The 19566-nt window shown below is 69.5% G+C and carries 17 protein-coding genes, 2 tRNA genes and 1 riboswitch; of the genes, 2 read left to right on the top strand and 17 right to left on the bottom strand.

Features of this window, described 5'->3' with window-relative positions:
- Positions 1 to 284 precede the first annotated feature (284 nt).
- The gene (locus AB4Y80_RS01825) at positions 285 to 482 is read left to right on the top strand and encodes a hypothetical protein (protein ID WP_442211589.1); all 198 of its coding nucleotides are present in this window, start codon (positions 285 to 287) and stop codon (positions 480 to 482) included.
- A 5-nt stretch (positions 483 to 487) separates the two neighbouring features.
- On the opposite strand, the gene AB4Y80_RS01820 is transcribed toward AB4Y80_RS01825, so the two are convergent.
- Both AB4Y80_RS01820 and AB4Y80_RS01815 read right to left on the bottom strand, forming a co-directional pair.
- Entirely contained in the window at positions 488 to 1693 is a 1206-nt protein-coding gene (locus tag AB4Y80_RS01820; RefSeq protein ID WP_442211703.1) for an ROK family transcriptional regulator, read from the bottom strand.
- 198 nt (positions 1694 to 1891) lie between these two features.
- Positions 1892 to 3058: a class I SAM-dependent methyltransferase gene (locus AB4Y80_RS01815; RefSeq protein ID WP_442211588.1), complete on the bottom strand. Its 1167-nt coding sequence runs from the start codon at positions 3056 to 3058 to the stop codon at positions 1892 to 1894.
- A 153-nt stretch (positions 3059 to 3211) separates the two neighbouring features.
- Between AB4Y80_RS01815 and AB4Y80_RS01810 the strand changes: the two genes are divergently transcribed.
- Positions 3212 to 4171, top strand: coding sequence for an MIP/aquaporin family protein (locus AB4Y80_RS01810; protein WP_442211587.1), 960 nt, complete (start codon positions 3212 to 3214; stop codon positions 4169 to 4171).
- Between the two features lie 3 nt (positions 4172 to 4174).
- On the opposite strand, the gene AB4Y80_RS01805 is transcribed toward AB4Y80_RS01810, so the two are convergent.
- From AB4Y80_RS01805 to AB4Y80_RS01735, 15 genes are all read right to left on the bottom strand, one after another.
- A complete protein-coding gene (locus AB4Y80_RS01805; protein ID WP_442211586.1) occupies positions 4175 to 4621 on the bottom strand; it encodes a YchJ family protein in 447 nt (148 codons plus the stop codon).
- A 141-nt stretch (positions 4622 to 4762) separates the two neighbouring features.
- Positions 4763 to 4838 (bottom strand) — tRNA-Ala (locus AB4Y80_RS01800).
- Between the two features lie 50 nt (positions 4839 to 4888).
- A tRNA-Ala gene (locus AB4Y80_RS01795) sits at positions 4889 to 4964 on the bottom strand.
- Positions 4965 to 5088: 124 nt separating this feature from the next.
- Entirely contained in the window at positions 5089 to 5853 is a 765-nt protein-coding gene (locus tag AB4Y80_RS01790; RefSeq protein WP_442211585.1) for a histidine phosphatase family protein, read from the bottom strand.
- 17 nt (positions 5854 to 5870) lie between these two features.
- Positions 5871 to 6278, bottom strand: a complete 408-nt coding sequence (rsfS, locus tag AB4Y80_RS01785) for a ribosome silencing factor (protein ID WP_442211584.1) — start codon at positions 6276 to 6278, stop codon at positions 5871 to 5873.
- 25 nt (positions 6279 to 6303) lie between these two features.
- The gene (locus AB4Y80_RS01780; protein WP_442211583.1) at positions 6304 to 7992 is read right to left on the bottom strand and encodes a hypothetical protein; all 1689 of its coding nucleotides are present in this window, start codon (positions 7990 to 7992) and stop codon (positions 6304 to 6306) included.
- A 7-nt stretch (positions 7993 to 7999) separates the two neighbouring features.
- Positions 8000 to 8698: a nicotinate-nucleotide adenylyltransferase gene (gene nadD, locus AB4Y80_RS01775; RefSeq protein ID WP_442211582.1), complete on the bottom strand. Its 699-nt coding sequence runs from the start codon at positions 8696 to 8698 to the stop codon at positions 8000 to 8002.
- A complete protein-coding gene (locus AB4Y80_RS01770) occupies positions 8661 to 8909 on the bottom strand; it encodes a hypothetical protein (RefSeq protein WP_442211581.1) in 249 nt (82 codons plus the stop codon). Before AB4Y80_RS01770 ends, nadD begins: the two co-directional genes overlap by 38 nt.
- A 120-nt stretch (positions 8910 to 9029) precedes the next feature.
- Positions 9030 to 10319, bottom strand: coding sequence for a glutamate-5-semialdehyde dehydrogenase (locus AB4Y80_RS01765; RefSeq protein ID WP_442211580.1), 1290 nt, complete (start codon positions 10317 to 10319; stop codon positions 9030 to 9032).
- A gap of 29 nt (positions 10320 to 10348) precedes the next feature.
- A complete protein-coding gene (gene proB, locus AB4Y80_RS01760; protein WP_442211579.1) occupies positions 10349 to 11488 on the bottom strand; it encodes a glutamate 5-kinase in 1140 nt (379 codons plus the stop codon).
- Complete coding sequence (gene obgE / locus AB4Y80_RS01755; RefSeq protein WP_442211578.1) at positions 11478 to 13082, bottom strand: GTPase ObgE; 1605 nt, start codon at positions 13080 to 13082, stop codon at positions 11478 to 11480. Before obgE ends, proB begins: the two co-directional genes overlap by 11 nt.
- Positions 13083 to 13201: 119 nt before the next feature.
- Positions 13202 to 13459, bottom strand: a complete 258-nt coding sequence (gene rpmA / locus AB4Y80_RS01750) for a 50S ribosomal protein L27 (RefSeq protein ID WP_442211577.1) — start codon at positions 13457 to 13459, stop codon at positions 13202 to 13204.
- A gap of 56 nt (positions 13460 to 13515) precedes the next feature.
- Positions 13516 to 13824: a 50S ribosomal protein L21 gene (rplU, locus tag AB4Y80_RS01745; RefSeq protein WP_442211702.1), complete on the bottom strand. Its 309-nt coding sequence runs from the start codon at positions 13822 to 13824 to the stop codon at positions 13516 to 13518.
- Positions 13825 to 14136: 312 nt separating this feature from the next.
- A complete protein-coding gene (locus AB4Y80_RS01740; protein WP_442211576.1) occupies positions 14137 to 15645 on the bottom strand; it encodes a bifunctional hydroxymethylpyrimidine kinase/phosphomethylpyrimidine kinase in 1509 nt (502 codons plus the stop codon).
- A riboswitch (TPP riboswitch) is annotated at positions 15634 to 15732 on the bottom strand. It overlaps the preceding gene by 12 nt.
- 111 nt (positions 15733 to 15843) lie before the next feature.
- Positions 15844 to 19200, bottom strand: coding sequence for an Rne/Rng family ribonuclease (locus tag AB4Y80_RS01735; protein ID WP_442211574.1), 3357 nt, complete (start codon positions 19198 to 19200; stop codon positions 15844 to 15846).
- Between the last annotated feature and the right edge of the window lie 366 nt (positions 19201 to 19566).

Below are 19566 nucleotides of genomic sequence, written 5' to 3'. Positions count from 1 at the left end.
CAGCGCGCACCGCCGGTGTACTCCCGCAGCAAATGTCAGGCCCACATGGGGGCACCCACATCCTTGAAAAGCAAGGATCGCTGACACACGTTGGCAATAAACGTGGCTTCAGTCTAGGACGCCGGGCTCCGGATGCAAATCAGTTGGCCGAATTTCGGCACCCTTTTACGTAATATGTCCGCACATTTGAGTCATGAACCGGGGTAAAGATAGGTGTCCACCGAATTAACAAGCAATTCCTGCAACCTCTTTTGTCCGGGCCCCGGCGCGGCTAGGGTGTGAGCATGAAACAGTTGCCAGCCGCGTATGTGGAATACCTGCAGGACAGGGACGAGGACTTCATCGCCACGGTCAAGCCCGTGCTGCAGCAATCAAACGCGGACCAAAGCCACGGGGTGCGGGTGGTCTTGCTCCCCCATTGGGTGCAGGCGCACATTGATGAGACCATCCCCTTTGGCGAGGTCGTCGAGGGCGTGGACTAAGGCGCCTACGCCTTGGCATCCAGCAGCAGCGCGGCCGCATTGGGGCCGAACGTGGACTCCATGACCAGGGCGGCCGCACCGAAGGCGCCGCCGCCGGTGCGCACGCGCGTGCCGGTCACATCCAGGGAGTGGACCTTGGTGGTGACGCTGAGCCGGTGCAGCAGGGCCGGGATCTCCCGCAGGTAGGTGGCGGACAGCGGCGGCCAAAGCGGCCCGCCAAACACGACGCGCTCCACGTCCAGAAAATTCGTCAGCACGGACACGGCGCCGGCCATCCTGCCGGCGGAGCGGGACAAAATGGCCGCGGCCGTCGGGTCTCCCCCGTCCGCGGCGGCGGCCAGGGCGGCGAGATCCGCGGGCAGCGAGCCCGGCCGCTCCGGACCGGCCGCCGGCAGCACCCCGAATGCGCGGGCCTCGGCGACCAGGGTTTCGGGCATGCAGCTGACCTTGATGCAGCCGCGGCGCCCACAATCGCAGTCCGGGCCGTCCGGGTCGGCGATGATGTGCCCGATCTCCCCGACATTGCCGGAGGAGCCGCGGACCACCTCATCGCCCAGGACCAGGCCGGCGCCGATGCCGGTGCCGATGTAGATATAGACAAAATTCGCCGCGCTCCCGGTGGTGCCGGTCCACAGTTCGGCCACGGCCGCCGCGGTCACGTCCTTGTCCATCACCACCGGCAGCCCGGTCACCTCGGCCAGGATGTCCCGCACCGGGACCCGGGTCCAGCCGGGCATGTGGGGAGGTTCCACGACGGTGCCCCGGGCGGCGTCGACCGGGCCCGGGGTGGCGACCCCGACGCCGGCGATCCGGGATTCATCCACGCCCGAGTCGGTGATGATGGTGGCGATCCGCCGGCCCATGGCGGCGACGGCGGCCGCCGGGGCGGAGGTGAGGTCGGTGGGTGCCTCGATGAATTCGAGCACTGTGCCGACCGCATCCATCAGCGCAAAGGAGGTCACCGCCGGGTCAATGTGCACGCCGACCGAAAACATGCCCCGCGGGTTCAACCGCAGGATGGTCCGGGGCTTGCCCGGACCGGACGTTTCCTTCCCGGCCTCCACGATCAATCCCTGGTCCAGCAGCCGGCGGCAAATGTTGGAGACGGTCTGGGCGGCCAGGCCGGTCGAGGCCGCCAGTTCGACCCGGCTCAACCCGTGCTTGGCCCGGCGGATGGAGTCAAGGATGACGGCCAGGTTGAAGTCGCCCATCTTGGGCAAATTCGTGCCGCGACGCCGCTGTGGCAAACCGGTCTCCGGTGCACCCAATGTGTCTCCTAGGCCAGGTATCAAGATAGTGGGGAGCCTCGCTGGCGGTCCCCCTACATCCAGCTGACAGGATACCTTGCCCGGGCGGTGCCGACAGGAAGGCCGGCCCGTCAGGCGCGCCGCCGCGGGCCGGCCCCGCCCCTACCCCTGCGCGACAAAGCGCGTGACCGGGCGCTTGACCGAGCGCGCCACCGTGAACTTGGCGTTGCGCCCCTGGATCGTGGTGGCGCCCACGCGATCTTGGAGCTGGGCCAGGTAGTCCAGGTGCCGGTTGTACACCGTCCACAGCTCCCCGCCCGGGGCGAGCACGCGGGCGGCCGCGTCGAAGAGCTTCAGGGCGATCCCGGCGTGCACCGTCGCGCCCACGTGGAACGGCGGGTTGAGCACCACCAATTCGGCGCTGCCGGCGGCAAAGCCGGCCATGGCGTCGTCGCGGACGGCGGTGATGCGCCCGGCGAGACCGTTGGCCGCCGCGGTGGCCGCCGCGGAGGCAACGGCCGCCGCGGACTGGTCGGTGGCCAGGACGCGCAGCCGCGGCCGGGCCGTGGCCAGGGCCGCCGACACGGCGCCGTTGCCGCAGCCGAGGTCCACGGCGACGGCGGCGCCGGGGCGCATGTGGGGTTCAAAGTCCAGCAGGAAGCGGGTGCCGATGTCCAGTTTGGTCCCGGAAAACGTGGCGCCGTGAGCGCACAGCCACAGCCCCAGGGAGTCGTTGTATTCCGTGCGGGGAAAGCCCGACGCCGTTCCCGTCGTTGGGCCCGTCGCCGTGAGCAGGCGCGACTTGTGCCAGGCCCGTCCGGCCGTGACGGTGCCAAAGTAGCGCCCCAGCACCTCGTTCATGGCGGGCGTCATGTGCTTCACGCGGCCGCCGGCCCGCACCAGCACGGTCGCCGGCGCGAACCGGCTGATGAGATCGGCCGTTTCCTCGAGCTCCGCCAGGCTGCGCGGCAGCTGCCACAGGACCAGGCCAACGCCGGTGAACAGGTCCCCGGTCAGCGGCAGGGAGGAAAAGGTGCCGGCCAGGCCGAGCGCCTCCGCGTTGGCCGCCAGGGCCAGTTCGCCGGACAGGGGGTCCTGGTGGACGCGGATGCCGGTCAGGCCGTGCAGCTGCGCGGCGGCGAGGGTCAGCGCGCCGTAGCGGTCCCCCACAACGGCGAGGGATCCGGTGTCGTCCCGTCCCGCGAGCTCGGCCAACGGGCCGGCGGACTCCCACAGCAGGAGCTCGTCCGTGGCGTCGTGGGCAAAAAGGTTGGAAGCCTCAATGTCCGGGAACCGGCGCAGGCGGGAAAAGTCAAAAACGGGGTCCATGCTGCTCTTTCTGTGGCTCGCCCCCACTCTACCGTCGCCCCCACCGGCGCCCGGTGTGACAAATAGTACATGTGGCTTATCTCACGCCGGTCGTAGAATGGGGGCAGCCGCCTCGTCACGGATATGTATTTATCGAGATAAAGGATGTGCATCATGAGTGAAATCACTCCGTTACGCCGAACGGTCCGTGAAGGAAGCGGATTGAAACGTGTGGGCGGACTTTGGGGAGAATGCCTGGCTGAATTCCTGGGCACGTTTGTTTTGATTTGTTTTGGTGACGGCGTGGTGGCCATGGCCGTCGCCGCACTTCCCGGCAGCGGCCGTGCCGCCACCGACACCACCATTTTCAATGCGGCCGGGGACTGGCTGCTGATCACCTGGGGATGGGCCCTGGCCGTGGCCCTGGCGGTCTACGTGGCCGGCGGCGTCAGCGGCGCCCACATCAACCCGGCGGTGACGCTGGCCTTCGCGGTCCGGCGCAAGTTCGCCTGGAACAAGGTCCTGCCGTACATTGCCGCGCAGGTGGTGGGAGCCTTTGCGGCGGCCGCCCTGCTGTACGTGGTGTACTTCAACGCCATTGACGCGTTCAACGCCGCCGCCAAGACCACCCGGTCCGAACCCGGCGGCCTGGCCACCTACTCCATCTTCGCCACTTTCCCGGCCCCGTACTTCCACGGCAACCTGATCATCCCGCTCATCGACCAAATTGTGGGCACCGCCTTCCTGGTCATCTTCGTCGTGGCGATCATCGACCTGCGGAACACGGCCGTGAAGGCCAACCTGGGCCCGTTCATGATTGGCATCGCCGTCGCGGCGATCGGCATGTCGTTCGGCGCGAACGCCGGATACGCCATCAACCCGGCCCGTGACTTTGGCCCGCGCCTGTTCGCCTGGATGGCCGGTTGGGGCGAGGTGGCCCTGCCGGGCACCGTGGCGGGTTCCTTCAGCTGGTACTTCTGGGTGCCCATCATCGGCCCGCTGATCGGCGGCGTGATCGGCGTCCTGCTCTACGACTGGTTCATTGGCGACATCCTGCACGCCCGCCGCGCCCTCGCCGAGGCCAGCGAGGAAGGACCCGCCACCCTGGAACCGCGCACCGACGACGACGAATAGGCGCTAGCGGACGTCAAGGGCGTCCACATAGAGCCATTGCCGCCCGATCCGCACGAAGCGGCTGGTCTCCGTCAGCACGTCCCGCACGCCGTGCTGGCGGAAGGCCGCCCGGAATGCCACCACCCCGGCGGTGTCAAACGGCCCGCCGCCGCTGGTGGCCAGGATCTCCAGCCGGTACCAGCGCTGGTCCGCGTCCAGCTCCAGGCGGGCGGGCCGGGTGTCCGGGTGCCAGGTTTTCAGCAGATAGTCGACCCGGCCGGTGGCGAAGGCCGTGTACCGGGAGCGCATCAGCGCCTCGGCCGTGGGCGGGTACGCCGGGGCCTTCCCGGATCCGGGGGCCGTGCCGGATGCTTGGGCAGTCTTCGAGGCCGGGCCCAGGAACCTGCCGCAGCAACCGTTGTAGCTTTCACCGCTGTGGCACGGGCACGAAGCGGGATCGGGTATCAGCATGGCGGGCGGGCATTCCTTCGGGGCGGGCGGCATCCAGCCGGGAATCGCATGGACCCCGGTGAATCCGTGGAGTCCGGGACGCGAAAAAGGGCCGGGCCCTGTCCCGTGTTGCACGGAACAAGGCCCGGACCCTGTCCGCCTTGGTGGAGCTGAGGGGACTCGAACCCCTGACCCCCTGCATGCCATGCAGGTGCGCTACCAGCTGCGCCACAGCCCCAAACTACAGATGTTCGTCTGATGCAAACGTGCCGGCACTGCCGACCAGTTTGGTGGAGCTGAGGGGACTCGAACCCCTGACCCCCTGCATGCCATGCAGGTGCGCTACCAGCTGCGCCACAGCCCCAAACTTGTCTCTCCGACCGGTGTGAATCAGGTGCGAATCACGGTGGACCAGGCGGTACTGGCCGGAGCAACTTGTCCATCTTAGAACAGGTTTTCGTCGGCTGCCAAATCGGCGGCGTGCCGGCCTAATCCTCCACCGGCTCGGCCAGGTCCTCGGGCGCCTCATAGGGTGCCGGCAGGGTGCCCACATTGTGCTCGGTCAGCCGCCAGTGCCATTCCCGGGCACCGGCCACGGACGCCTGCGACTGCTCCAAAACCGACCAGTGGCAGTTGGACAACCCCGACAGCGTCCGCCACAGGTCCAGGGGCAGGCCCAGCATTTTCGCCAGCGCCACCCGGGTGGCGCCGCCGTGCGTGGCCACCACCAGCGTTCCGCCCGCGGGCACGGCGTCCACGGCTTCAAGAATGGCCGCGACCATGCGGTCGGCCACCTCCACGCGCGTCTCTCCCCCGCCGCCGGCGCGCACCAGCGGGTCGTCGGCCTGCCACCGCTTGAGGTCCGCCGGGTACCGCGCCTCTATCTGCTCAAAGGTCAGGCCCTCCCACTCGCCGCCAAACGTTTCCCGCAGCCGTGCGTCCCGGGTGACGCCGCAACCCGTCAGGGCGGCGAGGGCCGCCGCCGTCGCATGGGCGCGCGACAGGTCGGAGGAGATGATCCGCACGAACGGTCCACCGGCCGTGTCATGTTGCGCAGCAAGCTTTCCGGCCAGCAGCTTCGCGGCCCGCCGCGCCTGCCGGACACCAATGTCGTCCAGCGGGATGTCGGTCTGGCCCTGGAAGCGCCGGGCGGCATTCCATTCGGTGCGCCCGTGCCGCCAAAAAACGACCCGCCGACGGGGATCGGCGGGCCGGCGGGCCGGGGATGACGGTGCCGCCACCACGGCGCTCACGCCCACAAACCCATGGATCAGTCAGCCTGTACCGGTTCGGCGGTGCGCCGGGCGGAGGGGTCGGACTCGGCCATTTGCAAATCGATGATCGGGCAGTCCGCATAGAGGCGTTCCAGGGCGTAGAAGATCCGGTCCTCTTCGTGCTGGACGTGAACGACGATGTCCGCATAGTCAAGCAGGACCCAGCGCCCGGCGGAACGGCCTTCGCGACGCACCGGACGCATCCCGAACTTGTGGAGTTCGTCCTCGATTCCGTCCACAATGGCGTTGACCTGGCGTTCGGTGCTGGCCGAGGCGATGAAGAAGATGTCGGTGATGGCCAGGCGGTCGCTCACGTCAATGGCGATTACGTCCTTGGCGAGCTTCTCCGACGCCGCCCGGGCCGCGGCCCGGACCATTTCGATCGATTTTTCTGTAGCGCTCACATGCGTTCCTTTGCTAGATCCGGTCCTAGTGTGCCAGGCCGGTGATGATCATGACGGCCCCGACAAGCAGTGCCGCACCGCCAAGAATGATGCTGCCCCATTGGATGAGCAGGTTTCGTTGCGTGCGGCCGAGCCCGGCGGTCACCGCGTCCAGTGGCTCCAGTCCGTGCGCGTAGTCGGCCGGCATGGGCGGCATTTGGGTCCGGGTGACCTCCCCGCGCGCCGGGGCGGGCGGTGCCGTAGCGGGCCGACGCTGCTCACTGGCCATCGCCTGGGCCCGCTTGAGCGTGGTGCTGTGTCCGCCGGTGAGGGGGCGGTGCCCGGGGCCGGGACGGCGGACCTGCCCGGCGGACAGGGCGGCATCGAAGCGTTGGGCGTTGGCCTCCCTGGCTGACGACGGCGCGGCGGGCTTGGCCCTGCTCCGTGACTGTTTCGGGGTGGACCGGGTGACGATCGGCACGTGCGTAGTCGTGGGCGGGCGCAGCACAGGCTGGCTGAGGCCGGGCACCTCCATGAACTCCAGCGGCGTGACCATGGCCAGGTTGTTCGCGGCCGTGGGATCCGTGGCGGTGCGCCGGCTCCTGGCGCTCTCCTGGGCGAGGCGTTCCTTGGCCTGGGCGCGCTGGCTGAGGACGGCGGCCCGCTCGGCCTGCGCACGTTGCTCGGCCAGGGCCTGGAGTTCCTCGGCGCTGGGCGTCGGCGTCGCGGGCTTGATCAGCGACCCCGGCCCGACCGTCACGGGATGGTAGGCCCCGCCCGGGACCAGGCCGCGCGTGGGCGCCGGTTGTGCGGGCACTGCTGCTGCCTGCGGCGCCCCGGCACCGGCCGGTTGTGCGGAGGGGGCCGGATGGTCGGCCGGTTGTGCGGCGGGGGCCGGATGGGAGGCCGGGCGGGCGGCCTGTTCAGTGGCTGGGGCCGGACTTACGGCCGGCCGGGTGGCGGCGGCTTGGGTGGCGGCCGCCCGATTGGCGGCGGACCGGGCGGCGGCACGCGAGGTCGCGGCCGGCGGGCGGGCGGCAGCCTGCGCCACGGCACCGACTGGAGTCGCCGGTGAACCGGCCGCGGTGGCCGACGTCGGGCCGGCCGTGGCCGACGGCATGGGGCCGGCCGCGGGCGCGCCGGCGGCACGCCGGCCGAAGCGGCGTCCCTCCGGCGCCTCGGGGAGCACCGGCAGCGGTGCCGGGTGCGCCTCGGGGAGCACCGGCAGCGGTGCCACGGAGGATTCCGGGGCCCGGCCGGCGGTGCGGGGTTCCGGGGCGGGTCCGGCCGGGACTCTTCCGGACCGAACCACCGGGGTCAGGCCGGTGGCCGGGCCCTTGGCCAGCGGGACCACCGGGATGAGGCTGGTGACGGGGGCATTCGCCTGCGGCACCACTGGTGTGAGGCTGGTGACGGGAGCGCGTTCGGCCTCCAGCTGGGCCTGGCGCATGGCGCGTCGGGAGGGCAGGGGCGCATCCTGGGCCGGCTCCGCCAGTTCCTTGAAGACGCGCAGGGCAGCCCGGTCCCGGGCACGCGTTTGGGAGGATCGTTCGCGCGGGGCGGGCGCGTCGGCGTCGTTCTGGGGGGCGGGCAGGGTCCGGCGGCCGCGCCGATCGACCGGCTCGGGGGCAGGGACGAATGGCACCGACGGGTACTCGCCGGTGCCTGCGCCCTGCTCCGACTGTGCCTGCCGCCACTCCCGGCGACTGCGAATCGGCTCCATGTCCTCGCTCATCAATTACTCATTCAGTACTCGTGGTCACCGGCAGGATGCGTCGGGCCCCATTTCCGTTTGGTTGAACATACAGTCCATACTTGGCGATGTACTGCACCACGCCGTCCGGCACCAGGTACCACACCGGATTGTGTTCCTGCACCCGGGTTCGGCAATCCGTGGAGGAGATGGCCATGGCGGGCACTTCCAACAAACTTACGTCGGAACGGCCCATGTCGTCGAGCTCATGGCCGGGCCGGGTCACGCCCACAAAGTGGGCCAGGTTCCAGAGTTCGTCATTGTCCTTCCAGGACATGATCTGGGCCATGGCGTCGGCGCCGGTGATAAAGAAAAGGTCAGCCTCCGGGCGCATGCGCTTAAGGTCTCGCAGGGTGTCGATGGTGAAGGTCGGGCCGGGACGGTCGATGTCCACCCGGCTGACCGTGAACCGGGGGTTGGCGGCCGTGGCGATGACGGTCATCAGGTAGCGGTGCTCGGCGGCGCTGACCGTCCGCTTCGCCTTCTGCCACGGCTCCCCGGTCGGCACAAAGATGACCTCGTCCAGCTTGAAAACCGAGGCAACCTCGCTGGCTGCCACCAGGTGACCATGGTGGATCGGGTCAAACGTTCCACCCATGACTCCAACACGGAGACGATCGCGGGAGCCGGTGGCCACCACGCGCGTTTTCTCAGTGATTGGAGGGTGCCTGGTTGTCGTTGGGGGCATGCTTGTTGGTGTGCTGGCGGTGCGGGTCATCGCCCACCTCGATCGGCGCGTGGCGGTTGCCCAGGTTCATGAAGGACACGCACACAAACATCAACAGCAACAAGACGCCCAGCATGACGGCGCCGATCACGAACGGGGGCGCAATCAGCGGTGCGGCTTCCTCGTGGACTTCGGCGGCGGCCAGGACGACGCCGGCAAGCTGGGTCAGCATGTGTTCTCCCCTAGGGTTTGTGGGCCGGCGCTCGTTGGGTGCAACCGGCCGGTCAAGGTAATGGTGTCCCTTCCATGGTACGTGGTAACCGCCACGGCTGGCACACCGGCCGCGCCGTGGTCAGCCGCGGACTTGGCCCTCGCCCTGGACAATCCACTTGGTGGTGGTCAGCTCGGTCAGCCCCATCGGGCCCCGGGCGTGCAGCTTTTGGGTGGAAATTCCCACCTCCGCGCCCAGCCCGAGCTCACCGCCGTCGGTGAAGCGGGTGCTGGCGTTGACGATGACGGCGGCCGAGTCCACCTCCGCGATGAACCGTTCCGCGTTTGAGAGGTCGTTGGTCAGGATGGCCTCGGTGTGCCCGGTGCTCCAGGTGCGGATGTGTTTGACCGCCTCCTCGAGCGAGTCAACCATCTTCACGGCCAAATCGAGGTCCATGTACTCGGTGGCCCAGTCGTGGTCGGTGGCGGGGGTGCTGCTCAGCCCGGCCGGCAGCACCGCCCGGATCCGCTCGTCCACGTGCAGGCGCACGCCGGCGCCGGCCAGCGCCGTCAGCACGGCCCCCAGCACGGTGGCGTCCTTGTGGACCAGCAGGGTTTCCACGGTGTTGCACACGCTGGGGCGCTGGGTCTTGGCGTTGAGCAGGATGTCAACACACATCTCCTCCCGGGCGCTGCTGTCAATGAAGATGTGCACATTGCCCTCGCCGGTCTCGATGACCGGAACCGTGGAATTGCTGACCACCGTCTGGATGAGCTCGCGGCCGCCGCGGGGAATAAGGACGTCCACGCTGCCGCGGGCCCGCATGATCAGGTTGGCCCCCTCGCGGCCGTACTTGTCCACGGACTGCACGGCGTCCGCGGGCAGGCTGACCGATTCCAGGGCGTCGCGCACGATGCCGAGCAGGGCCTCATTGGTGTGGGCGGCGGCCGAGCCTCCGCGCAGGATGACGGCGTTGCCGCTCTTGAGCGCCAACCCGGCGATGTCCACCGTGACGTTGGGGCGGGCCTCGTAGATGGCGGCCACCACGCCCATGGGCACGTTGATCTGGCGCATGCGCAGGCCGTTGGGCAGGGTCTGCCCGCGCACCACGTTGCCCACCGGATCCGGCAGCGAGGCCAGCTTCTCGAGGGCGTCGGCCAGGCCCTGGATGCGTGCCCGGGTCAGGGTGAGCCGGTCCAGCATGGCCGCGGAGGTCCCGGCGGCCCGCCCGGCCTCCACGTCGTGGCCGTTGGCGGCCAGGATCGCCTCCTGGTGCGCGACGAGGGATGCGGCCATGGCGCGCAGCCCCTTGTCCTTCCAGGCCCGGTTGGCGCGGGCCATGCGGCGCGACGCCCGGCGCGCCCGCTCCGTGATGCCCCGCACCTCGGCGGCAACATCCGTGAGATTTTGTACAACAATCTGCTCGGTCATGCCTTAAGTTTAGGCCACCGCACGGCGCCCTAGGTGTGCAGCAGCACCAGGTCGTCCACATGGACCACTTCGCGTTCATATTCGCGGCCCAGCTCCTTGGCCAGGGACTTCGTGGACCGGCCCAGCATCTGGGGCAGGTCCGCGCACGGGTAGTTCACCAGGCCGTGGGCGAACACGTTTCCCGCGAGGTCGGCGAGCTCGACGGCGTCCCCGGCCTCGAAGTCGCCGCTGACGGCCGTGATGCCCGCCGGAAGCAGCGACTTGTGCCGTTCGCGCACGGCCCGCACGGCGCCGTCGTCCAGGACCAGGCGGCCATGGATGTCCGCGAGGTGGGCCAGCCAGAGCAGGCGGACGGGGCGCTTGTTGCCGTTGATGGCGAACCAGGTGCCCACGTCCTCCCCCGCCAGGGCGGCGGCGGCATTCGCGGTGGAGGTGACCAGCGCGGGGATGCCGGTTTCGGCGGCGATGAGCGCGGCCTGGACCTTGGTGGCCATGCCGCCGGTGCCCAGTCCGGCCTGGCCGGCGTTGCCGATCACGATCCCCTCCAGGTCCCCGGGCGAGTCAACGGTGCTGATCCGGCGGGCGCCGTCGGCCGGCGGCCCGTCATACAGGGAGTCGACGTCGGAGAGCAGGACCAGGGCGTCGGCCTTGACCAGGTGCGCCACCAGGGCGGCCAGGCGGTCGTTGTCGCCAAAGCGGATCTCATGGGTGGCGACGGTGTCGTTTTCATTCACGATCGGCACCACGCCCAGGTGCAGCAGCCGCTCCATGGCGCGGTGCGCGTTGACGTAGTGGCGGCGCCGGCTCAGGTCCTCGGCGGTGAGCAGCACCTGGGAGACCGTGACCCCGTGGCTGATGAACGCGTGGTTGTAGTGGGCCATGAGCAGGCCCTGGCCCACGCTGGCGGCCGCCTGCTGGGTGGCCAGGTCCCTGGGCCGGCGCGCCAGGCCCAGCGGCAGCAGCCCGGCGGCGATGGCCCCGGAGGAGACCAGGATGATCTCGGTGCCGCTCAGGCGCCGCCTGGCCAGCACGTCMACCAGCTGGTTCAGCGCCACCTCGGAGATGCCCCCGGCCACGGAGGTCAGGGAGGAGGAGCCGACCTTGACCACAATCCTCGCGGCGGTGGCAAGCGCCGCCCGGGAATCCATCCGGTGCCCGCTAGAGTTCATCGGTGTCCTGTGCGCCTTCGGCCGCCAGGTCCGCCTTGATCACCCGGTCGGTGACGGACTTGCGGTTGGTGGATTCGGTCCAGATCCCGGCCTTGCGCTCGGCCTCGAGCTCGGCCCGGGCCGCGGCCTTGGCATCGCGGCGCTCCTGCTGCTCCTCGCGCTTTTGCGCGCGGGTGGGTCGGTCGCCGAGGTCGAGCAGGCGCAGGTCGGTGCCGCGGGGGGCGGCCAGGTGTTCGGCCCCGCCCATCACGGTGGGTTCCCAGTCAAAGATCATGCCGTCGCCCTCGCCGATGACCACGGTGTCCCCCGGGGTGGCCCCGGCCTTGAACAGGCCGGCCTCCACGCCGGCGGCCGCCAGGCGGTCGGCCAGGTAGCCGATGGCTTCCTCGTTCTGGAAATCGGTCTGGCGGACCCAGCGTTCGGGCTTCTCGCCCAGAACCCGAAACAGCGGCTCCAGGTTCCTTTCCTCGCGGCGGATGGTGAACGGCACGGCATTCACGGCGCGGGGTCGCAAAATCACGGGGGCGACCTTCGCGGGCGCGGCGGCGAGGGCGTCCCGGGCGGCCTGGACGATCTCGGCCATGGCGTATCCGAGCTGGCGCAGGCCCTCGTGGGTGGCGGCGGAGATGTCAAAGACCCGGTAGCCGCGCCTCTCCAGGTCGCCGCGGACAAATGCGGCCATGTCGCGGCCGTCGGGCGAGTCGATCTTGTTCAGCGCCACCAGCCGGGGGCGCTCATTCAGCGGGACCACGTCGCCGTCGGCCCCGGCAAAGCTCATGTCGACGGCGTACCGGTCAAGTTCGCGTTCGATCACGGCCAGGTCGGAGAGCGGGTCCCGGTCGGCCTCCAGCGTGGCGCAGTCCAGCACGTGCACCAGTGCGGCACAGCGTTCGACGTGGCGCAGGAAGTTATGGCCCAGGCCCTTGCCCTCGCTGGCGCCTTCGATGAGCCCGGGGACGTCGGCAATGGTGAACCGGACGTCCCCGGATTGCACCACGCCCAGGTTGGGGATCAGGGTGGTGAACGGGTAGTCGGCGATCTTGGGCCGGGCCGCGGACATGGCCGCGATCAGGCTGGACTTGCCGGCGGAGGGGAAGCCCACGAGCGCGATGTCGGCGATGGACTTCAGCTCCAGGACGATGTCACGGGTGTCGCCCTCGATGCCGAGCAGCGCGAAGCCGGGGGCCTTGCGTTTTTGCGAGGACAGGGCCGCGTTGCCCAGTCCGCCCTGGCCGCCGGCGGCGGCCACGTATTGCGTGCCCTCCCCGACCAGGTCGGCGAGGACGTTGCCGTCCTTGTCCTTGACCACGGTGCCGTCCGGGACGTCCAGGACCACGGATTCACCGATTTTTCCGTCGCGCCAGTCGCCCATGCCGGGGCCGCCGTTGGTGCCGTGCCGGTGCGGGGCGTGGTGGAAGTCCAGGAGTGTGGTGGTTTGCGAGCTGACGCGCAAGATGACGTCGCCGCCGTCCCCGCCCTTGCCGCCGTCGGGCCCGCCCAGCGGCTTGAATTTCTCGCGGTGAACGGAGACGCAGCCATGGCCGCCTGTCCCGCCGGATACGTGCAATACAACCCGGTCAACAAAGCTGGCCAATGAATTCTCCTTGAGTAGTACTTTCGCTGCGCACTAATTCTAGTCCGCGCTGGTTAAAGCCGGGTTAAAGACCAGTGGAGCGAGCCATGCGGCCCGCTCCACGAGGAAATGCTTTGGTATTAGACCGCGGCTGCGACGATGTTCACGACGCGGCGTCCACGACGCGTACCGAACTCGACCGCACCGGCGTCCAAGGCGAACAGCGTGTCATCGCTGCCGCGGCCAACGCCCTCACCCGGGTGGAAGTGGGTGCCGCGCTGGCGCACGATGATTTCCCCGGCCTTGACAACCTGTCCGCCGAAGCGCTTCACGCCCAGGTACTGAGCGTTGGAATCACGACCGTTGCGAGTGGAACTCGCGCCCTTTTTATGTGCCATGTGAAAATGCCTGCCTTTTGACTAAAAGATTTTAAGTGGGATCGACTCGACGCGGGTTACGCGATTGAGGTGATCTTGACCTTCGACAGTTCCTGGCGGTGGCCCTGACGCTTCTTGTAACCGGTCTTGTTCTTGAACTTCTGGATGACGATCTTCGGCCCGCGAAGATCCTCCAACTTCTCAGCCGTAACCTTCACATTGGCCAGGTCCTTCGCGGCGGTGGTGATGTTCTCACCATCGACCAAGAGCAAAGCGGGCAGCTCAAGGGTGCTGCCAACTCCACCGGGGACGCGGTTCATGGTCACGTGGTCTCCGACGGAAACCTTCTCTTGGCGGCCGCCTGCGCGGACAATCGCGTACACCACTGGGGAACTCACTTCTCTCGACGTTATTACAAAGTTTTCATGTGCCTCAACGCCGTGGACCTCAATGGAGTTCTACCAGAGAGTGGTTGCCCTTTAGTGTTGGCGTAAGCACCGAAGATCAAGAATACGCTAATTCAAGCTCCGGCCGCAAATGAGACTGGTTCCGTGCCACTGCGGGAAGGGTGGTGAGAGTAAATCCGCCGCCCCGGCCCGCCCAAGGGAACCGTGCTCCACAACCTTAGCGTGTCGGCGGGTCGGTGGGCGCCATTTTGCGCCGCGCCGCACCGTGTTTCTTCCGCGCACCCCGTGGCGTTAATCACCTCGGCGCGGGCCCGTCGGCACGTGCCGGCGGGGTGCGTCAAAGAATTCCAGTTCGAGGCGGGAGGACTCCTCGAATGCGGTGCGCATGTGCGCACGCTCGGCCGCCGTGCCCCGCCGGGCGGCGGCGTCCAGGATCGAGACGGCCGTGCGGGCGGCCTCGGCAAAGGCCTCGTCCGCATAGGTGCCCAGCCAGGCCGCGTAGGGGTGGTCGGCACTGCGGGTGAGGTGGTCCGCGTGCAGCACCCGGCCCACTTCCGCGTAGAGCCAATAGCACGGCAGCACGGCGGCAACCAGTTCCCCGTAGCTGCCGGCAAACGCGGTGGCCTGCAGGTGGTCCACATAGGTCTTGGTCACCGGGCCCGGCGCCGTCCCTGCGGTGTGCCGGGAGAGCCAGTCGCGGTGCAGCTCCATCTCGACGGCCAAGGCGTTGTGTGCCCCCTCGGCCCAAAAACGCTGCTCGGCCTCGGTGGGGGCCAGGGCGCTGGCCCGGGACAGCACGCGGGAGTACCCGTTGAGGTAGATGGCGTCCTGCGCCAAATAATAGGAGAAGTGCTCCCCGGCCAGGGTGCCCGCGGCCAGGTCCTTGATGAAGTCCAGGGCCAGGATGTCCGCGCGCAGCGGCGCCGTGTCCCGCCACAGGGACCGGCTGAACTCGTCCGCCACGGGCGCGGCGTCCGCCCACAGGGCGTGGAAGTGGTTGACCGGGCCGCGCCCGTGCCCCACGTCCAGGTCCCCGGAGCTTTCCAGCGCCCCGCGCAACCAGGCCTTGACCCGTTGCACGGAGGCGCCCCAGTCGCCGGTTTGGGCCTGCACGGTGGCCAGCCCGGCGGACAGCGAACATCCCGTGCCGTGCGTGTTGCCGGTCTCGATGCGGGCGCCGGGGAATTCCAGCAGCGACCCGTCCGGGCCCGCCAGCGCATCCGGGCACTGCTCCCCCGGCAGGTGCCCGCCCTTGACCAGCACGTGGACGCCGGCCGAGCGGGCCAGCGCCTTGCCCTGCACCAGCGCCTCCTCCCACGACTCCGCCGTCCCCTGGCCGGTGAGGACGCCCAGTTCCGGCAGGTTCGGCGTGATGAGATGGGCGTGCCCCAGCAGGGTGAGCAGGGCGGCCCTGGCGTCGGCGTCCAGCAGCCGGTCGCCGCTGGTGGCGACCATGACCGGATCTAGCACGACGACGGCGGGCCGGGTGCGTGCCAACCAGTCGCCCACGGTCTCGATCACCTCGGCGGTGGCGAGCATGCCGATCTTGACGGCGTCGATGGTGATGTCCTCGCTGAGGGCCTCCAGCTGCCGGGCCAGGAATTCGGCCGGCGGCACGTGGACGGCGCTGACGCCCCGCGTGTTTTGCGCGGTCAGGGCGGTGATGGCGGCCATCCCGTATCCGCCGTGGGCGGCGATGGACTTCAGGTCGGCCTGGATCCCGGCGCCGCCGGACGGATCGGAGCCGGCAATGGTCAAAACTCTGGGCAAATCGTGCAGCCGGGGCAACTCGATGGTCATGGACATCCCTTCGCCGGTGCTGGCCGGGCAGGTTCAACGGGTGTTTTCTCAGCCGGCCCTGGCGGCCTGGCACCCCGTGTCGCTGTCCACCCTAGCCCCCGCGGCTCCCCTTAAGGAAAACTGACCCGCAATAGATGTCCAAAAAACGCGATTTCGCGGCGATTTTCGACAACTATTGCGGGTCAGTTGGCGTCCGGGCTAGAGCTCCGAGGCGGGAACGCCCACGCCCAGGATGATGGGTCCGGCGTCCTTCGTGGGGGCCTGCACCGGCTCCGGCAGCCGGACGGCAGCGCTGCTGTGCTGGGCGGAGCCGTGTGCCGGCACGGGCCCCGTACCGGTCTCCACGTCGATGCCCGCGCCGCCCTGGGCGCGGCTGGCGCTGCGGTTGCGGCGCGAGCGGCGCGAGCGCGAGCGGCTGCCGGCCGGGGTGTCCTCGCCGTCCTGGCCGGAGAGCTGGTCCAGGGCCTGCGCGATGCCGGCCAGTGCGGCGGCCGAATCGGCATGGTGGGCGGGGTCGACGGCGTGGCCGGTGTGATGGCCGCGGGGCAGCTCCACGGCCTCCCCGCCCAGGGTGAGGGTGGCGGTCTCGCCCAGGCTGGTGGGCAGCGACTGCACCTCCACCTCCCCCACATCGTGGTGGGCCGGCTCGGGGCGGGCCGGCTCGGAACGGGCGGCCTCGTGGTGGGCGGCGGCCGCGGCGGCGGCGATGTTGGCCAGGGCGGTCCGGGCGGCATTGGCCTTTTCGGTGCGCTGCGCCTCCGTCAGCTCCTCCACCTCGTGCGTTGCCGGGGCGTCGTCCTCGATGGACGTCTGGCGGCTGCGGTTGCGCTTGCGCTCACTGCGGGTGGAGCGGTTGGCCCCCCGGTCGCCGTCCCGGCCCTCGTTGCGGTTTCCGCCGTGCGGATGGTGCTGTTCGGCGGCCACGGTGTGGACGCGGCGGTGCTCCACGGGAATTTCGTGCGTGACCATGCCGCGGCCGGCGCAGACCTCGCACTGCTCCCCGAAGACCTCCAGCAGGCCGGTGCCCATGCGCTTGCGCGTCATCTGCACCAGGCCCAGGCTGGTCACCTCGGCCACCTGGTGCTTGGTGCGGTCCCGGCCCAGGCACTCCACCATGCGGCGCAGCACCAGGTCGCGGTTGGATTCCAGGACCATGTCGATGAAGTCGATGACGATGATGCCGCCGATGTCGCGCAGGCGCAGCTGGCGGACCACTTCTTCGGCCGCTTCAAGGTTGTTCTTGGTGACGGTTTCCTCCAGGTTGCCGCCGGAACCGGTGAACTTGCCCGTGTTCACGTCAACCACGGTCATGGCTTCGGTGCGGTCGATCACCAGGGAACCGCCGGAGGGCAGGAACACCTTGCGTTCCAGGGCCTTGGAGATTTGTTCGTCGATGCGGTGCGCGCCGAAGATGTCCTCGGTCTTGGTCCACTTTTCCAGCCGGTCCAGCAGGTCCGGGGCCACGTACGTCACGTACGCCTCGATGGTGTCCCAGGCTTCCTCGCCGGCGACGATCAGCTTGGTGAAGTCCTCGTTGAAGACGTCGCGGACCACCTTGATGGTCAGGTCCGGCTCGGCGTAGAGCATTTCCGGGGCGAGCGTCTTGTGGGCGGCGGCCCGGGTGCTGATGCCTTCCCATTGGGCGCGCAGCCGGTTGATGTCGTTGGTCAGCTCCTCCTCGCTGGCGCCCTCGGCGGCGGTGCGCACAATGACGCCCGCGTTTTCGGGCAGGTGGTCCTTGAGCACGCGCTTGAGCCGGTTGCGTTCGACGTCCGGAAGCTTGCGGGAGATGCCGGTCATCGACCCGCCCGGCACGTACACCAGGTACCGGCCCGGCAGGGAGATCTGGCTGGTCAGGCGGGCACCCTTGTGGCCCACGGGATCCTTGGAGACCTGCACCAGGACGGCGTCCCCGGACTTGAGCGCATTTTCGATCCGGCGCGGCTGGCCGTTGAGGTTGGCGGCGTCCCAGTCCACCTCCCCGGCGTACAGGACGGCGTTGCGGCCGCGGCCGATGTCGACGAAGGCCGCCTCCATGCTCGGCAGCACGTTTTGGACCTTGCCCAGGTAGACGTTGCCGATCAGCGAATCCTGCTGGGTCTTGGAGACAAAGTGTTCGGCCAGGATGCCGTCTTCGAGCACCCCGATCTGGATGCGGTCATCGCTTTGGCGCACCACCATCACCCGGTCCACGGATTCCCGCCGGGCCAGGAACTCGGCCTCGGTGATGACGGTGCGGCGGCGGCCGGAGTCGCGGGAATCGCGGCGGCGCTGCTTCTTGGCTTCCAGGCGGGTGGAGCCGCGCAGGCTCGTCACCCGGTTCGACGCGCTCGAGGACGACTCCGCCGGCGTGCGCGGGGCCCGGACCCGGGTCACGGTGTTGGGCGGATCCTCATCGGTGCCGCCGGTCAATTCCAGGTCCGCATCCCCGCGGCGGCGACGACGACGGCGACGCGACGTCACGCCGTCGTCGTGGCCCTCGGTGTCGGCATCGGCATCGTCGGTGCCCGCTGCATGGGCCGGGGCTTCACCCTGGGCGTCGGAGTGCTTGTTGCGGCGGTTACGGGCCCGGCCGCGGCGCGAGCGGGACTCGTCGTGCGAGTCGAAGTCGTCGCCGCCGTCGGCGTCGTCGTGGTCCACGGCGGGCGCGGAGACGGCCAGGCTGAGGTCGGGGGCCTGGAACAGGACGGAGATGCCGGCGGAGGGGGCCAGGAAGGGCGAGTCGGCCGGCACGGTCGCGTCCGGTGCCGCGGCTGCCGCGTCGACCGGGGTTTCGGCGGCGGGCGCTTCGGCGGCGGGGCTGAGGGCGGCGGGCGCTGAGGTGCTAGGTGCCGCGGCGTCCGTGACGGCAGCGGTGGACTTCCGGCGGCTGCGGGCCGGCCGGGTGGGTGCCTCGGCGCCGGGCTGCTCCGCCGCTTCCGCAACGGCCTCCGCGGGCGCGGCGGCCGCGCTGTCGGTGGCGGCGTCGACCTTCTTGACGCTCCGGCGGCGCGCGGGAGCCTTCGCCACGGGCGCCTGGTCGGCGGAAACCGCTTCGGCACTGGCCGGCTCGGCACTGGCCGCGGGGGCAGTGATTGGGGAGGCGGAGTCCAGGTTCAGCACGCCCTGCACCGGGGCGGGTGCGCCGGTCGCGGCCGTGGCCCGGCGGCGCGGGGCCCGCTTGGCGGGCGTCTTGACCGGCTCGACGGCGCTGTCCGCGGCGGCGGCCGAAAGGTCGGTGGCCGGAGTTCCGGTACCGGCCGCGGCGCCGTCCGGCAGGTACCCGTCCGGCACGGTGCCGTCGAGCAAGGCGGCGTCGGCCTTCTTGGCGCGGCTGCGGCGCACGGGCGCCTTCTTCACGGGAGCATCCGCGGCGGTGGCCCCGGCGGGCGGCATCTCCGCGGCAGGGGTGTCGGCGACCGGTGCCGGCGGGGGCACGGGGGCGGGCGAGGTGACCTTGGCCGACGCGCGGCGCGAGCGGGTGGTCCGGGGCTTGGTTGCGGCGGCCGATGAATCCGTGCCGTCAGGTGATTGCGTGCTTGTTGCTGTTTCTGCGCTGGACTTTTCATTATTCATGGAGGGCGTTACCTTCGCACCGTTGCGATACCCCCACATCGAGCACCGTCAACGGCAGGTGTGTCGGCACCCGCGGGCGCCGACGGAAGTCGTCTAATTGCTTTCCAGGCGGCACCATCTTCCGGGTGCTGCAAGCTCTGAAAAGCCGATGGTTTGCCGGATCCGCGTTGTTCTGCGTCAGACTGTCCGGTGGATGGCTGCCGAAAGCGGGAGCGTCGTCACCGGCAGACCCGTGGGCGTGCCATCGGACTGAATGACGCATGTGGATCGCCGTCCAGCCACGTCCATTGTCTCATACACCCCCACCGTCGGCGGGCGAATCACACACGGCGCGCCAAGATTCACACGCTACAATCGGGACACAAT

It is taken from the genome of Specibacter sp. RAF43, from assembly GCF_052114065.1.
In the GTDB taxonomy this organism is placed as follows: Bacteria; Actinomycetota; Actinomycetes; order Actinomycetales; family Micrococcaceae; genus Specibacter.
Note: the sequence above shows the minus strand (reverse complement) of the source record. Positions and strands in the feature narration are given on the sequence as shown.

Excerpts from the sequence above, each read along its gene's own strand:
- AB4Y80_RS01825 (WP_442211589.1), top strand. The coding sequence starts at position 285 with ATGAAACAGTTGCCAGCCGCGTATGTGGAATACCTGCAGGACAGGGAC.
- AB4Y80_RS01820 (WP_442211703.1), bottom strand. The coding sequence starts at position 1,693 with ATGGGCGACTTCAACCTGGCCGTCATCCTTGACTCCATCCGCCGGGCC.
- AB4Y80_RS01815 (WP_442211588.1), bottom strand. The coding sequence starts at position 3,058 with ATGGACCCCGTTTTTGACTTTTCCCGCCTGCGCCGGTTCCCGGACATT.
- AB4Y80_RS01810 (WP_442211587.1), top strand. The coding sequence starts at position 3,212 with ATGAGTGAAATCACTCCGTTACGCCGAACGGTCCGTGAAGGAAGCGGA.
- AB4Y80_RS01805 (WP_442211586.1), bottom strand. The coding sequence starts at position 4,621 with ATGCTGATACCCGATCCCGCTTCGTGCCCGTGCCACAGCGGTGAAAGC.
- AB4Y80_RS01780 (WP_442211583.1), bottom strand. The coding sequence starts at position 7,992 with ATGAGCGAGGACATGGAGCCGATTCGCAGTCGCCGGGAGTGGCGGCAG.
- nadD (WP_442211582.1), bottom strand. The coding sequence starts at position 8,698 with ATGCCCCCAACGACAACCAGGCACCCTCCAATCACTGAGAAAACGCGC.
- AB4Y80_RS01770 (WP_442211581.1), bottom strand. The coding sequence starts at position 8,909 with ATGCTGACCCAGCTTGCCGGCGTCGTCCTGGCCGCCGCCGAAGTCCAC.
- AB4Y80_RS01765 (WP_442211580.1), bottom strand. The coding sequence starts at position 10,319 with ATGACCGAGCAGATTGTTGTACAAAATCTCACGGATGTTGCCGCCGAG.
- rpmA (WP_442211577.1), bottom strand. The coding sequence starts at position 13,459 with ATGGCACATAAAAAGGGCGCGAGTTCCACTCGCAACGGTCGTGATTCC.
- AB4Y80_RS01740 (WP_442211576.1), bottom strand. The coding sequence starts at position 15,645 with ATGACCATCGAGTTGCCCCGGCTGCACGATTTGCCCAGAGTTTTGACC.
- AB4Y80_RS01735 (WP_442211574.1), bottom strand. The coding sequence starts at position 19,200 with ATGAATAATGAAAAGTCCAGCGCAGAAACAGCAACAAGCACGCAATCA.